Source organism: Vibrio gallicus (genome assembly GCF_024346875.1).
GTDB classification, from domain to species: domain Bacteria; phylum Pseudomonadota; class Gammaproteobacteria; order Enterobacterales; family Vibrionaceae; genus Vibrio; species Vibrio gallicus.
Window position 1 is genome coordinate 572,866 of record NZ_AP024872.1, and the last position, 14,333, is coordinate 587,198.

Genomic DNA, 14,333 nt, shown 5'->3' on the forward strand with positions numbered 1-14,333 from the left:
GCGATTAGATATGTTTAAGCGCCTTAATCACTTGTTTGCCAATAAGCACACTAGCTCTAATGTGCTTGAGCAAGCCATCAGCGCAGCTCAGTTGCCTCAGGTCAGTAATGGCGTGACCGTAAGTGTTGAAGAGCTGAGTTTTTACCGAATTCACGGTCAACGCTGGCAGCCACCTGCTAAAAGCCTTTGGTCGCAACTTAATGGACAACACAGCAGCTCGCGCAAAGGGCGCGGTATGACCTTTTCAGAGGTGCGTCAGTATCAAGCTGGTGATGACGTTCGCCAGATTGATTGGCGCGTTACAGCGCGTACTGGAAAGGTACATACCAAGCTGTTTACCGAAGAGCGTGAACGCCCAGTGGTGCTATTTATTGACCTTACCCCGAGCATGTTCACAGGCACGCAACTGCTATTAAAATCGGTGCAGCTTTGTCATTTGGCGGCCTTACTTGCTTGGATTGCCATTGGCAGTAAAGACCGAGTTGGAGCCATTATTCGCTGTGGGGAAACCCTGACCGAGATCCGCCCATCTAACTCTAAGACAGCGGTTCTTAGGCTACTTAATCGTTTGTGCGACATCCATAATAATGCTCTGGACATGGTAGCGGGGCTACAACAGCCGTGCGATCCCTTTCCATCTCTGGCTAATCTATGTCGAAAAGGGTGTGAGTTAATCTGCCTTGGGGATTTCGCGACACTTTCCAAGCAAGATATTACCTCTATAACCCAGATTGCTGCCCATAACCGAGTGCGAGCTATTCAGATCTACGATCCGCTAGAGCTTGGACAAACCCAAGCCAAAGGTATACAGGTGCTACAAGGGCGAGACCAACTATTATCAGTTAATCTCTCTAGCAGTAGAGCCAAACAGTCCATAAAACACGCCTTTACCCATCAACAACAGCAATTGAACGCGCAACTGAGTCAATATGGCATCACCCTATCGCAGGTTTCTAGCGGCGCACCGCTATTGAATCAATTGCTCAAACATCCTTTTTAAGAACTAATAAATGAGTCAGATAAATTCAGCACACAGCTTGCCACTAAAACCGCTTCACCTTCCCCTTGAACCAAGTTCTTGGCCGTTGGCTTGGGGTTATTGGAGCCTCTTGGCCGTTATCGTTATTGCACTTTTGTTAGGCTTTGCACTACAGCGAAAACTACGCCGTAGGCGGCGTGCCAAAAAGGCCGCCCTGCATATCCTAAAACAAAACGTAAACCAAATAACGGTTTCACAGGCCCAAGAGTTGCTACGACAAGCAGCATTGAGCTATTTCCCGCGTAAAGATATTGCTCAACTAACCGGCGCAAACTGGCTAACGTTTTTGGACTCTCAGCTGGCAACGCCGCGCTTCTTAGCCAATCAATCGCAGTGGCAATCAGCGCTGTATTGTAGAGGGGTAAACAATCACGACATCAATACATCCCTAATCGAAGATTGCCAGCATTGGCTTGAACACGCTCTGCCACCGAAAAGAAAATATAGAGACTGGAACGCATCATGAGTGGTTTTAGCTTTGAATGGTGGTGGATGTTGTTGGCGCTGCCCCTTCCCTATTTGGCATTTCGCCTACTAAAGGAACACAGGTCTTCATCGCTGATTGTTCTACCCCACGTTACCCAAGCGACGGTAACAGCAGACAAAACCGAGAAAGTAGCCAAGCTATTGGCTATCTCGGCGTGGGTGTTGTTGGTCATCGCCTGTGCTAGACCAGTTTGGTACGGCGATCCCATAGAAATTCATCCCAAGCATAGAGATATGATGCTGGTTATCGACTTGTCTTACTCTATGAGTCAAAACGATATGAAGGCAGGTAATGATTACATCGACCGATTGACTGCGGTGAAAAATGTGGTTGCTGACTTTATCGACAAACGCTCAGGAGACAGACTAGGACTGTTATATTTTGCCGACCATGCCTATCTACAAACCCCGTTGACCTTTGACCGCGAAACAGTAAAAACACAACTCAATCAAACGGTATTAAAGCTCATCGGTACTCAAACTGCCATTGGCGATGGCATAGGTTTAGCCACTAAAACCTTTGTCGATAGCGACGCTCCCCAGCGCGTAATGATACTGCTAAGTGATGGCAGTAATAACGCTGGGGTACTAGACCCCATTCAAGCAGCCGAAATTGCTAAAAAATTTAATACCACCATCTACACCATCGGTGTTGGCGCAGGAGAGATGCAGGTACAAGACTTCTTCATGAGCCGCACCGTAAACACCGCCCAAGACCTTGATGAAAGCACCTTAACCAAGGTTGCGCAACTCACTGGCGGCCAATACTTTAGGGCGCGTGATGCCAAAGATTTAGCCAACATCTACGACACCATTAATGCCCTGCAACCTATCCAAAAAGCGACTCAATCTTGGAGACCAACAACCGAATGGTTTATGTGGCCCGCATTGATGGGGCTGTTGCTCATTGTAATTACGGTAATGATAAGGAGACATGATGTCTAATTTTGAATTTCTTTATCCGCAGGCATTTTGGTTGCTGTTACCACTGGCGGCAATCATTGTCTGGCTAACACGCTCGTCTAATAAATCACAGGTGATTGCTTCACATCTAACCGCCGCCATGGCCGGTAAATCATCACGCAGCAATCACCGTTATGGGTGGCTGATAGCCCTGGTGATGATTGTGGTTGTCGCAGTAGCTGGGCCTAGCTTTGAAAAACAAGCCGTCCCCGTATCGCAATCAGAGCAAGCAAGAGTTTTGGTGTTGGATATGACCCGCTCGGTGTATGCCAACGATATCAAACCAAGCCGCCTAGCTCAGATAAAATATAAGGCGCAAGACCTCTTGCCACTGCTAAAACAGGGGCAAACTGGCTTGGTCGCCTATGCAGGTGACGCGTACACCCTTAGCCCACTCACCACAGATTCTGCCACCCTATCTAACCTAGTGCACAATCTATCGCCCGACATCATGCCAATCCAAGGCTCAAGAGCGGATTTGGGGGTAAAACAGGCCATTTCTATCATGAAACAAGCCGGACTCAATCAGGGGCAGATCTTATTATTTGCCGATGATCTCGACGCCCAAGAGTTACAGCACATCAAAGAGCAATTAAGCGATGGCAACTGGACGCTATCGGTACTTGCATTTGGCACCGCAGCTGGCGCGCCGATCCAGCTATCCGATGGATCATTGATGACCACCGCTGATGGCAAAACAATTATTGCTAAAACTCAGCTAGGCAACCTTCGCGCCGCGGCAAATCAAGGTAATGGGCAATTTGCTAACTACCGCCATGATAACCAAGATATCGCAAGCCTTGTTTCTAAATCGCCATTTACTAGCGTAAATACAAAACTGAAAGGCAAGCAAGTGGAAACCAAACTCAACAACGGCTTTTGGCTACTGCCATTGGCACTACTATGCGCCCTTCCCCTATTTCGTAAAGGCGTCATTTTTGGGTGCGCGACAATCATGCTGAGCTTTGGCTTTGTGCCAAATCATGCCCAAGCGTCAGTGCTAGATAGCGCGTTCTCCAACGCCAACCAAAGAGGGTTTTTAGCCTATCAAGATAAAGACTATCAGCGAGCAAGCCAGCAATTTACCGATACCAAGTGGCGCGCGGCGGCGCAATATGAGGGTGGTGATTATGAGGCGGCTATCAGCAATCTTAAAGGCTACTCTGACCCTGACTCCTTGTACAACCTAGGCAATGCCTATGCGCAACATGGCGATCTAGACCAAGCGATTGCCAGCTACAAAAAGGTGCTACAGCAACAGCCTACAAACGCCGATGCCAAATACAATCTCGATATTGTGAAACAGCAACAGCAACAGCAACAGCAACAGCAACAGCAACAGCAACAGCAACAGCAACAGCAACAGCAGGATTCTGATAGCGACTCAAAACAGGGTCAACAGGAGAAATCACAACAATCCCAAAAAAATAACAGTAATCCATCAGACCCTAATAAAACTCAGCAGTCTCAGCAGTCTCAGCAGTCTCAGCAGTCTCAGCAGTCTCAGCAGTCTCAGCAGTCTCAGCAGTCTCAGCAGTCTCAGCAGTCTCAGCAGTCTCAGCAGTCTCAGCAGTCTCAGCAGTCTCAAAATAGCCAACAGGCACAAGCCGATCAAGGGCAAGACCCCGCTACACAGAAAAAAAACGCGCAACAACAAAAATCAAACGCCATGTCGTCTCAACACCTGCCATCAAGCAAATCGCAGGCTGAGGAAAGTAAAGGCAAATCAGATAGTAAGCCGCAAGACAAAAAGAAAACACATACGGCATCACCTTCACAGCAACATAAAGTAGACCCAGATATTAGAAAATTAGATCAGGTCGAAAGCGTTAGAGACCCAAGCTATTTACTTCGTGCACAGATGCTTCTTCAGGCAAAACATAAAGCAGCCCCTTCATCAACAGGGAAAGATTGGTAACCGCAATGACAAGATTTAAACCCCTAATTACCACAATGACCCTAGTTACGGGCCTAGCGTGCAGCTTCTCGTCATGGGCTCTGAATATCACAGCCAGCGTTGACAGAACCAACGTCAGCAAAGATGAGATTATCCAGCTAAAAATCGCCGCCGATGAAAAGCTAGACAGCGATAAACTTAACCTTGATGCACTCTCAAAAGACTTCTATGTTAGTCGACCTAGTTTTGGTTCATCGGTCAATATCATTAACGGTAGCCGCAGCGATAGCAGTGTGTGGAATGTATCAATTGCGCCACAAAAAACCGGCACCATAATCATTCCCAGCTTTAAAATAGATGGTGCAACAACGCAGCCGATTACCCTTAACGTCACCATGGGCCAAAAAGCCCCAACCAGTGACGATATCATCGAGGTGCGCTCAAAAATTGACAAGCACCAACTCTACCCCAACCAAAGCACCACCTTAGATGCACGTATCATTGTCAAAGTAGACCCGCGTCGCTTGCAAAACCCCAACCTTACCCAGCCACACGCAGAGGGTTTACAGATTGAACCGCTAGCAGACCCTAAACAGTCTCAAGCAGTGCTTAATGGGGTTGAAGTACTCATCATTGACCAAAAATACCGAGTGACAGCTAACGCCAGCGGTGATTTTTCAATACAGCTACCTACACTAACTGGCGCGGTGGTTATGGGAAATAACCGCAGTGGCACGCGCATCATTAACCTTGATGGAAAAACCGAGCACGTCGCGGTAAAAGTACTGCCTGTACCGGAAAGTTATCACGGAGCCTGGCTACCAACCTCAAACTTAACGCTATCGCAAAGTTGGCAATTAGATAATAACAAGCAGTTAAGTGGCGATGCCGTGACCATAGATGAAGGTGATTCGCTAACCCGCACTATCACGCTAACAGCCTCTGGCACCAGCGCTTCGCAACTGCCAGACCTCAGCATAAACAACCCTGATGCGTTTCGCGTATACAGTGAGAAACCGGCGTTTCGCACCAATGATGATGGCTCAGTCACCATGACTACCAAGCAAGTACTCATAGCCAAAACAAGTGGTCAATACTCTTTGCCAAGTGTGCCAGTACAGTGGTGGGATTCAGTCAATAAAAAGGCGCAAACCAGTAAAGTAAAAGGGCTAACCGTCACCGTAAATGCAACCTCGGCATCAAACAGCGCGCCCGTTACTTCGCAACCACCAGCACCCCAAACTACAGTAGTCAAAGACAGCGGCTACTGGCCACTACTGACCGCGTTCTTCGCCGGTTTGTGGATATTCTCAACCCTGATGTGGCTGCGCTGTAGAACACAAGCTCCAAAAGCGGTTTCTCCAGCAAGCAAGTGTAAAACAACGCCTTTACAATCACAGCTGATAGACGCCATAAAACAAGCCGAGCCTATCAAGGCGCAATCACTACTAGAGCGCTGGCTAATCCATAAAAATATTGAGCATGAGCACGCCAAAGCCATCCGCGCTGAAATGAGCCTAATGAGCCAACAACTAATGGGTAAACAGCCCTGCAAGTGGGAGAGCAATAAGCTTATCGACTTAATCAAACAAGCTCGAACCCAAGCTGAGCCACAAACAACACAACTTGCAAAGCTCTAGATCAAAAGCCAAGGCCAGTAGCTTGTGAACTACTGGTCTTTTGTTATCTCAATTTCGCGAAGCGGTGGTTACTATCAACACCGATGTCGGTTAGATTAGAAGCCATATTAATAATCACCCACCCACGGCTCCTATTGAACAAGTCTAACCAAACCCGCCTATTATGGGCCGATAACCTTCGAGTATTGGCGGTATTAGCGGTAATTACCCTGCATGTCGCGTCGGATTTTATTAGCGATATAGATATCAATAGCTCAACTTATGGCGCTCGTGAATGGTGGGCAGGAAACCTGTACGCCTCTTTGACCCTATGGTGCATTCCCCTATTCATCATACTCAGTGGCTATTTATTGCTAAACAAGCGCGAATCTAATACCGAGTTCTTCAAAAAACGACTGCGCAAAATACTGATCCCACTCATCTTTTGGTCGCTGTTTTATTCGCTGTGGCTGTTACTAAAGCACCACTTAAGGGGCGATTTGAGTAGCGCTTATTTCACCGTTGCCAAAGGCTGGGCACTGGGAGAGCCCTATTACCATCTATGGTATCTATTCATGATCCCATTTTTATATCTGGTTACGCCGCTTCTAAGGGTAATAGTAAGATCCATAACCCAAACTGAGTTGGCACTGTTTACCTCGGTGTGCTTCGCACTTGCGGCCCTATCAGCCCTGACCAATGTCATACTGCTATATTTTGAGCTAAGCGCTAAGGTGAGCCTGTTTACCAATGATTTCTTGAGCTATCTCGGGTATTTCTGCTTAGGGGGATATGTGGCGAGATATGGGGTCAAAACGCATGATAAATGGTGCGCAGTTATCATTGCTAGCACGTTTATCATCACCCTATTTGGTAGTTACTACCTCACTCACTTATATTTTTACTCATATCTTAGCCTCAACATCATCGCGCTATCTATATGCCTATTTTTCATCCTAAAAAAACACGCCAACATCGACATTAAACTGCATCGGTTTGCCAATTTAAGCTTTGGGATCTACCTAATCCACCCGCTGTTCATTAAGCTAATTTCAACCTATTGCGATACGTGGCTACGGCAATTGTTCGATATCTATCTGTATATCCCTATCGTGGCGTGCTTCACTTTTGCCCTGTCATATTTAACCGCGTTAGGGATGAGTAAGATTCGCTATTTAAAACTGTGTATCTAACCCTATGCTATTTACTGGCTTTTCTTATCAGCGCCGCCCTTTGCAGATAGCAACAGCAATCCGACAATGGTTAACGTGATTTTGGATAATACTAAACCGTATTTAGGCGAGGTATTGTTGGAATCGGAACAATCATTGCGGGGGATGATCTTGGTAACCTGAACTATTTTTATACCTACTTCAAAGCAAATACCGCCGCTATATTAAACATCACCAAATACGCAAACATGGCAAGAGAATACTAGTTTTGTCTAAAAGTGGCGCGTAATGGTAAATACAGAATAAAGCTGTTGGTTATTATATCTCTCAAATAAACACGCCTGCGAACTCGCAGAGTCATGCTTTCAGATTTTTAGAGAGGTTCACTATGTTTTCAGTAACGTTATTACCAATAGATTACAGCTCTCACCTGTGTTCAAACCTAAAACACACTCTTATTAAAAAGCTACACGACTACTTCGATGCTTCTAATGTAAAGCTTTGGGAGTCTAATGAAGAACAAATCATCTTCATTTCTGATACCCAAAAAGCTCAATGGGGCATCACTATCAACGCCAACAACCGCGTAGTGATTGAAGAATTCCTGGACAATATGGACAGCCCTGTTGAGTTTGAAGTGCTAGAGGCATAAGTGCTCATTAAGTATTGATTAAGCCAAGGTGTAAAATGCCTTGGCTTTTTAGTTTCTGGTAATTAATCTTCCAAATAACAGAGAGTTATCTCACCCTTCCCTCTCAGTATTTTGCTACCATTAGAGCACGCAATGAAGGAATGCCAATGAACGCTACCACCCAATACTACAACCAAAACGCCCAACAGTTTTTCGACTCTACCATAGATGTTGAAATGCAGTCTCTGTACGAGAAGTTTCTACCACTGATTCCAACTGGCGGAAGAATCCTAGATGCAGGATGTGGTTCGGGTCGTGACAGCAAGGCTTTTCTAGATAAGGGTTTCCAAGTCGACGCATTTGATGCCAGCGCCGAACTCACAAAGCTTGCCACTGAACTCACTGGACTCGAAGTCACGCAGACTACCTTTCTCGAATTTCAATCTGAGGCAACAACTTATGATGGAATTTGGGCATGTGCTTCATTGTTGCATGTGCCGGAAGAAGAGCTTGCACCGACATTTCGCCACCTTAGTAACTACCTAAAGCCCAATGGGGTTATGTATTGTTCTTTTAAGCTTGGAGATTCGGAGCTCGATCGCAACGGTCGCTTCTTTCGTGACCTTAATTTGGAACAATTAGAGAATATTCTGAAAACTACTGGGGCTTTAAAAGTGAAGCAGTGGTGGGAAACATCTGATCTCAGATCTGGTCGTGAAAATGAAAAGTGGCTGAACGCGGTATTGGAGAAGTACTAGTCAATGTCTAAGCAAACCCTAATACTCAAAGAAAATCTCCTCACCACAGGTGGAGACGACCCATTACTCGAACAGCTGCTTCACGCTATTAACCACGCCAATGAAATAGATATTGCTGTTTCATTTATTCGAGACTCTGGGTTAAGACTGTTGCTTCCCGCACTTCAAGAAGCGATAGAGCGTTCACACAATAATGCTACCTTTCTCAAGATCCGAATCCTGACTTCCGACTACTTGGGTATTACCGATCCGGTTGCCCTTCGTGCCCTAATGGCGCTGGTTTCTCCCAAAGTGGAAGTTAAGGTCTTCGAAACCAAGAAACATAGCTTCCATATGAAGTCCTACATTTTTGTGCGCTCCGATTCCGAGTCTACCTATTATCGTGGTTCGGCTTTCATTGGCTCAAATAACATAAGTAAAGCCGCCTTAACTAATGCCCACGAGTGGTGTTTAAGGTTTGATTACAAAGCGCCAGCACAATCATTCGAGGCTAGACAGTTTAGAAATATTAGAAGTGAGTATGACAAGATTTTCAGTCACTCTAACGGCATTAGCTTAAGCGATGAGTGGATTGATCACTACATCACTCGCAGGGAAAACGCTCCCACACTTAGCTTGATCAGCCCGTTTGATAATGAAGTTGAAGAAACTTATGCCCCAAACTCAGTACAAATCGAAGCCTTGGATGCCCTATCTACAACACGGCAACTAGGAAATAAGAAAGGCTTGGTGGTGCTCGGTACAGGTATGGGGAAAACATGGTTATCCGCCTTTGATGCGATGCAGTGCAAAGCTCAAAGAGTTTTGTTTGTCGCACATAGAGAAGAAATATTAACCCAAGCTCTAAATACCTATACCAAACTATGGCCTAAAAAATCTTGCGGCTATTTCAATAGCATTGAAAAATCCGTTGATAAACAAATGGTCTTTGCCTCAGTGCAGACGCTAGGTAAAGAGAAACACCTAAGTTCGTTCACTCAAGACCATTTTGACTATATTGTCATTGATGAGTTTCATCATGCCAGTGCAAGTACCTATCTCAACGTATTAAATTACTTCCAACCAAAGTTTTTATTGGGCCTCACCGCCACGCCAGATAGAACCGACCAAGCTGATATCCTCTCCTTATGTAATAACAACTTGGTATTCGAGAAAAACCTAGTTCATGGTATCGATAGCGGAATTCTAGTGCCTTTTCACTACTTTGGGATCTGGGACGATACCCTTGATTATCAAGAAATCCCTTGGCGAAATGGTAAATTTGACCCTAGCTCATTAGATGCTGCCTTCGCAACCAACAAACGCGCCCAACATATTTTCACACACTGGGAAAAGCACCAACAGAGCAGGACACTAGCATTTTGCACCTCTGTTTCTCATGCCGATTACATGGCAGAGCAATTTAATGCTAAGTACTCAAATCAAGGTTACAAAGCCCTCTCTGTACACAGCAAGTCCAAAGTTAGGCGTAATGAAGCCCTGCAACAATTATCAGATGGAGATATACAAGTACTGTTTTCAGTCGATCTATTTAATGAAGGCACTGATTTACCCTCCATAGATACGATATTGATGATTAGACCAACTCAATCCAACATCATTTTCTTACAACAACTAGGACGCGGACTGAGACTTGCCCCAAACAAATCTCATGTAGTTGTGCTTGATTTCCTTGGTAACCACCAATCATTCTTATCTCGTATGGATCTTTTCAAAACCCCAGAAGGTAATGTGGAAGATCAAGTTCGAGAGAATAAAGGCAGATACGATAGTAAGCCTTCAATAGCCAAGGGTTGCTATGTGAATTTTGACCCTGAAGTCATTAGCTTTTGGAGCGAACTCAATAGTCGATTCAAACATACCTCTAATGAAGAATTCCAATTACTCGAATCCCGACTGGGACACAGACCAACTGCGACCGAATTTTTCCATGCAAATTACGACCACAACAAAGTAAGAAAACAACATGAAAGTTGGTTCGGCCTCGTTGCACTGCACATCGAAGAGCAACACGTTATTGATATCATCCACAAATTTAATACATTTCTATTAAATGCAGTGCAGATGACAAGCATGACAAAATGCTTCAAACCCATCTTACTCGAAGCATTCATTGAGCTAGATGGATTCAACAAACCGCCGGCTTTAGAAACGTTGGCTGAAAGAAGTTGGTATATATTGAAGTCCTACCCTGCACTATTTACTAACGAGCTCTCGGAAAAAAATAAACTGCTGTCACCCTCTGATGTTAGTTGGATTAATTATTGGAAGGGAAACCCAATTAAAGCCTTCACAACTAAAGGAAAGAGAGAAGCTTCAGCTCCATTTACGGTGGAGAACAATCTATTCAAAGCCAATCTAACAGTTGCAGATTCTGATATAAGGATTCTGCATGATTTAGTAAAAGAGCTTCTAGATTATCGCCTAGCTAAGTACATTAAAACTAAATACCCTAGCCACTCATGATGCATAGGCTAGAACGTGGTGCTGATATCGCACACTGTATCCATATCCTATTGGGCAATAACCGTTGTATACACTTAACTTAGTGCCCAAAACTTGTGGGGCAGATCAGCACCTACCTCTTTTTCCATTAGCGATGTCACTAATCAATCAAGCTGCAACTACGATCTTACACTCCCACCAACACTAGCCTCTCAGCAGAATATTAGAACTCTTCCGCTCTAGTCCAGATACCTTCTGAATCATTGCCTTGGCTAAGGTCAATCAAGTGCGATAACAATTGGCCTGCGAAATCTTTACTGCCTTCTTTGGTAGTAAATGGCGGTGTACCTTCTACAAGGTATGCGCAGTTCACTAATTAGCCTAGTCATAGGCTAACTGTAAGATGCATTGTGGATTAATCAAATTCTAGTGGTGGGATGGAGAGGCGTGATATTTATGGGTGTCCACTAATTTCTCACTATTAAGGACACTTGTAGTCGCTAATCTAGTTATCTTGTCCTAACACGGTGTCAGTAACCTTTGTTGGTGTCGTCAATTGATAAGAACGGATAACTATCAGCTTTATACTACGCAGGTACTAGGTAGATACGCCGTAGATACTGCAAGTGGATAATAAGAGAGATGTAATTATGTTTGACGAAGACCATGAAGAAGAGTGTGGCAGTATTATTGGAGATATCTTGGTTGGCTTTGGGATCTTCTTTCTAGTGGTTGGCTTTTTCAAGTTTATTTTGGCTGCTATCGAAGCGGTTTTTGTTCTGCTGAGTTTCGCGTTCAATTGTATATTGTGTACCACCAGACCAATAGTTATTGTAATCGACTCAAGTTCATCAAGTTTAAATCTGAACTCAATCGTTAAAAAACCAGGTCGTATTAGAGAGTTGAGCAGAGCAAATCGTCTAAACTATGTCGGGACAAAAGTATTTTAGCTGACTTGCCCGCCTGACTAGATACGATTAATCTTTATTGTAAATGATCAAACTTTATTGTTATGAATCCCTATAAGTGTAACGTTAGTTTTAGTGATTGATATCTACGGTTGTGTAGCTAAACGAAACCAAAACTTAATTCTTGTAGGATTCGTATCTTCTTTATAGGTTGAGGTTTAGTTGAAGTGGTATTGTGTTGAAGTGGTATTGGCAAACTCATTTATGTCGGGTGGACGACACTTGTTACCAAGTGCCGTCTCCCTAAGAACCCAGCGTGCAACTTTCACTGCACTAGGCTCAAGCCTCCACAAAGGCATCAGATGATACCCAGCAACTTATAAAGCAGTCGGAGCAGGTTCGTTCCAAGAGTTACGAGCTAACCTTTTTGACTTCCTTTTAGCCAAGTATTCTTGGTAAAGAGGGTCAAAGGGTGTCGCTGCACTTCGGATTTTCACATGTCTTTCTATCGGCACTTTAGCTATTTGGAACAGATTGAACTGGCAATCCATATCCATGATCTTCTGCCAACCGTGAAACTGCCACTGGCCTTTTCGGTTGATGAAGTATTTTAGGGCAATCCAAGTTTTAGACTTTGTTGGATGACGCCTTTTAGCCCAGTGCCATAACGAATGGAATAGCTTGTGACCTATATATCCGAATACCTGTTTGGCCACGCAGTGTCGATAATAGTTCGACCATCCCCTGAGCTTCGGATTTATCAGTTTGATAAGATCATTCACTGGAAGGGTTACGTGCTTTTTGATGAGTTCACGCAGGTTACTTAAGAACATCAACGTATTGGATTTACTCGGCTTAATGAGCAGTTTCCCTTTGTACTTTCTATGGTTGAACCCAAGAAAGTCAAAGCCATCGTTGATATGAGTAATATGCGTTTTATCTTCGGATAATGTTAAGCCTCTTTCCGCTAAGAAATCAGCAATCAACGGTTTGATATCGTTCTCCAGCACTTCCTTTGAAGCGCAAGTGACGACGAAGTCGTCGGCGTATCCAATGAAGTTAGCTCTTGCACCCTTTTTGAGTGCAGTAGACTTAATGTGCTGTTCGAGACCAGAGAGTGTCATTAACATCAAGGTTGGGGATATAATCCCGCCTTGAGGAGTGCCTTCATCGGTGTCGTAAAATAGCCCTTTGTCTACAAAACCAGACTTTAGCCATTGCTCCAACATACGTTTATCAACAGCAACATTGTCCATAAGCCATTGATGCCCTATTTTGTCGAAACAGGCTTTTATGTCCCCTTCAAGAACCCATTGCGCTGACCGTTTCTGACCCAAGCAGATAAAACACTGGCCGATTGCGTCAGCAGTGCTTCGCCTTGGTCTAAAACCGTAGCTGTTAGGGTCGGCAAGACTTTCTGACACAGGCTCTAATGCTAATAGGTGAAGTGCTTGTTGCGCTCTGTCTATCATGCATGGAATGCCCAGTGGCCTAAGTTTGCCATTCTTTTTGGGGATGTAGATACGCTTGAGCGGTTGGGCTTTGTATGCCTTTCGACTCAATTGATTCACTGCTTTCATGCGGCGTGTATCTGTATTCCAGATAACACCATCTATTCCAGACGTTTTACTGCCTTTATTTTGAGACACTCGCTTAACAGCAAGAAGTTTTGCTGAGCGAGAGTGAGTTAGTATCCATTGCAAGGCTTTCAACTTGCCGTGTTTACCTTCTCTAGTTGCCTTTGCGATACGCATCTGAAGCTTTAATACATGTGCCTCAACGGATTTCCAGTCTATTGACTGCCATTGAACGCTGTCAGGAGAGGCACTAATCTCTGTTGAAATCATCATTTGCATTTCTCCTTTAATAAAGTTCTTCAAATTCTCTCGCAACGGGAGACCAGTCGGAAGTGGGCTCACTTTCGTGACCAGACACAAGTCTGTATCTGCATCGTTACAATGCAGCCTTCGCTTTTTCCAACCTCCTATACCTGCATCACTATCGGCCACATAGGCTTTCCCAAAGGGAGTGATACTGGCTTACCGTGTTCCGTATGTCGCGCAATGTCAGGGTAGATGCCCGCTATGGTGCGAAGAGTTCAATGATCACGAAAGAGCATGGGGCAATCTCTTTCCGACTCTCGTGCCTTTTGGCTACAGCGTATTAACCACTTCCGCTGTTTCATCACATAACGCACCTTACGCGGATTCACTTATGTTCATCATACTGACTACCTAGCACTCACCCAATTGTGGTTATCAGGAGGATCGTCCTCTCACGATTTAGATCCCGATTGGCAAATGCCAATCTTCGTTACATTGTCAGAGCCGCTACTTTATTCAGGCTCCTAGGTTCATCTGGTGATACAGATGGTTCACACATTGAGCGGTGAACAGCGCTTCATACGACCTCACG

Annotated in this window: 12 protein-coding genes; 10 read left to right on the forward strand and 2 right to left on the reverse strand. The window is 44.7% G+C overall.

Annotation, left to right across the window (positions count from 1 at the left end):
* The first annotated feature begins 10 nt into the window (after window positions 1-10).
* The 9 genes from OCU28_RS14290 to OCU28_RS14330 all read left to right on the forward strand — a co-directional run bounded on the left by OCU28_RS14290 (window position 11) and on the right by OCU28_RS14330 (window position 11,031).
* The gene (locus OCU28_RS14290) at window positions 11-1,000 is read left to right on the forward strand and encodes a DUF58 domain-containing protein (RefSeq protein WP_261817570.1); all 990 of its coding nucleotides are present in this window, start codon (window positions 11-13) and stop codon (window positions 998-1,000) included.
* Between the two features lie 10 nt (window positions 1,001-1,010).
* Window positions 1,011-1,505: a DUF4381 domain-containing protein gene (locus OCU28_RS14295; protein WP_261817571.1), complete on the forward strand. Its 495-nt coding sequence runs from the start codon at window positions 1,011-1,013 to the stop codon at window positions 1,503-1,505.
* Window positions 1,502-2,470: a vWA domain-containing protein gene (locus OCU28_RS14300; protein ID WP_390623818.1), complete on the forward strand. Its 969-nt coding sequence runs from the start codon at window positions 1,502-1,504 to the stop codon at window positions 2,468-2,470. The genes OCU28_RS14295 and OCU28_RS14300 overlap by 4 nt, the downstream gene beginning before the upstream one ends.
* A complete protein-coding gene (locus OCU28_RS14305; protein WP_261817572.1) occupies window positions 2,460-4,406 on the forward strand; it encodes a VWA domain-containing protein in 1,947 nt (648 codons plus the stop codon). Before OCU28_RS14300 ends, OCU28_RS14305 begins: the two co-directional genes overlap by 11 nt.
* A 5-nt stretch (window positions 4,407-4,411) precedes the next feature.
* Entirely contained in the window at window positions 4,412-6,025 is a 1,614-nt protein-coding gene (locus OCU28_RS14310) for a BatD family protein (protein WP_261817573.1), read from the forward strand.
* 134 nt (window positions 6,026-6,159) lie between these two features.
* Entirely contained in the window at window positions 6,160-7,197 is a 1,038-nt protein-coding gene (locus tag OCU28_RS14315) for an acyltransferase (RefSeq protein WP_261817574.1), read from the forward strand.
* 367 nt (window positions 7,198-7,564) lie between these two features.
* A complete protein-coding gene (locus OCU28_RS14320; RefSeq protein WP_261817575.1) occupies window positions 7,565-7,828 on the forward strand; it encodes a hypothetical protein in 264 nt (87 codons plus the stop codon).
* A 146-nt stretch (window positions 7,829-7,974) separates the two neighbouring features.
* Window positions 7,975-8,565, forward strand: a complete 591-nt coding sequence (locus OCU28_RS14325; protein ID WP_261817576.1) for a class I SAM-dependent methyltransferase — start codon at window positions 7,975-7,977, stop codon at window positions 8,563-8,565.
* Window positions 8,566-8,568: 3 nt separating this feature from the next.
* Window positions 8,569-11,031, forward strand: coding sequence for a DEAD/DEAH box helicase family protein (locus OCU28_RS14330; RefSeq protein WP_261817577.1), 2,463 nt, complete (start codon window positions 8,569-8,571; stop codon window positions 11,029-11,031).
* 202 nt (window positions 11,032-11,233) lie between these two features.
* Here OCU28_RS14330 and OCU28_RS14335 read toward each other — a convergent pair whose 3' ends face one another.
* Window positions 11,234-11,383 (reverse strand): hypothetical protein, encoded by a 150-nt coding sequence (locus OCU28_RS14335; RefSeq protein WP_261817578.1) that lies wholly within the window; start codon window positions 11,381-11,383, stop codon window positions 11,234-11,236.
* A 277-nt stretch (window positions 11,384-11,660) separates the two neighbouring features.
* On the opposite strand from OCU28_RS14335, the gene OCU28_RS14340 reads away from it, so the two are divergent.
* Complete coding sequence (locus OCU28_RS14340) at window positions 11,661-11,960, forward strand: hypothetical protein (protein ID WP_261817579.1); 300 nt, start codon at window positions 11,661-11,663, stop codon at window positions 11,958-11,960.
* A 335-nt stretch (window positions 11,961-12,295) separates the two neighbouring features.
* Here the strand turns inward: OCU28_RS14340 and ltrA are convergent, their stop codons facing one another.
* The gene (ltrA, locus tag OCU28_RS14345) at window positions 12,296-13,768 is read right to left on the reverse strand and encodes a group II intron reverse transcriptase/maturase (protein WP_261817580.1); all 1,473 of its coding nucleotides are present in this window, start codon (window positions 13,766-13,768) and stop codon (window positions 12,296-12,298) included.
* Window positions 13,769-14,333: the final 565 nt, after the last annotated feature.

Coding starts and splice junctions, on each gene's coding strand:
- OCU28_RS14290 (WP_261817570.1), top strand. CDS start 11: ATGTTTAAGCGCCTTAATCACTTGTTTGCCAATAAGCACACTAGCTCT.
- OCU28_RS14295 (WP_261817571.1), top strand. CDS start 1,011: ATGAGTCAGATAAATTCAGCACACAGCTTGCCACTAAAACCGCTTCAC.
- OCU28_RS14300 (WP_390623818.1), top strand. CDS start 1,502: ATGAGTGGTTTTAGCTTTGAATGGTGGTGGATGTTGTTGGCGCTGCCC.
- OCU28_RS14305 (WP_261817572.1), top strand. CDS start 2,460: ATGATGTCTAATTTTGAATTTCTTTATCCGCAGGCATTTTGGTTGCTG.
- OCU28_RS14310 (WP_261817573.1), top strand. CDS start 4,412: ATGACAAGATTTAAACCCCTAATTACCACAATGACCCTAGTTACGGGC.
- OCU28_RS14320 (WP_261817575.1), top strand. CDS start 7,565: ATGTTTTCAGTAACGTTATTACCAATAGATTACAGCTCTCACCTGTGT.
- OCU28_RS14325 (WP_261817576.1), top strand. CDS start 7,975: ATGAACGCTACCACCCAATACTACAACCAAAACGCCCAACAGTTTTTC.
- OCU28_RS14330 (WP_261817577.1), top strand. CDS start 8,569: ATGTCTAAGCAAACCCTAATACTCAAAGAAAATCTCCTCACCACAGGT.
- OCU28_RS14340 (WP_261817579.1), top strand. CDS start 11,661: ATGTTTGACGAAGACCATGAAGAAGAGTGTGGCAGTATTATTGGAGAT.
- ltrA (WP_261817580.1), bottom strand. CDS start 13,768: ATGATGATTTCAACAGAGATTAGTGCCTCTCCTGACAGCGTTCAATGG.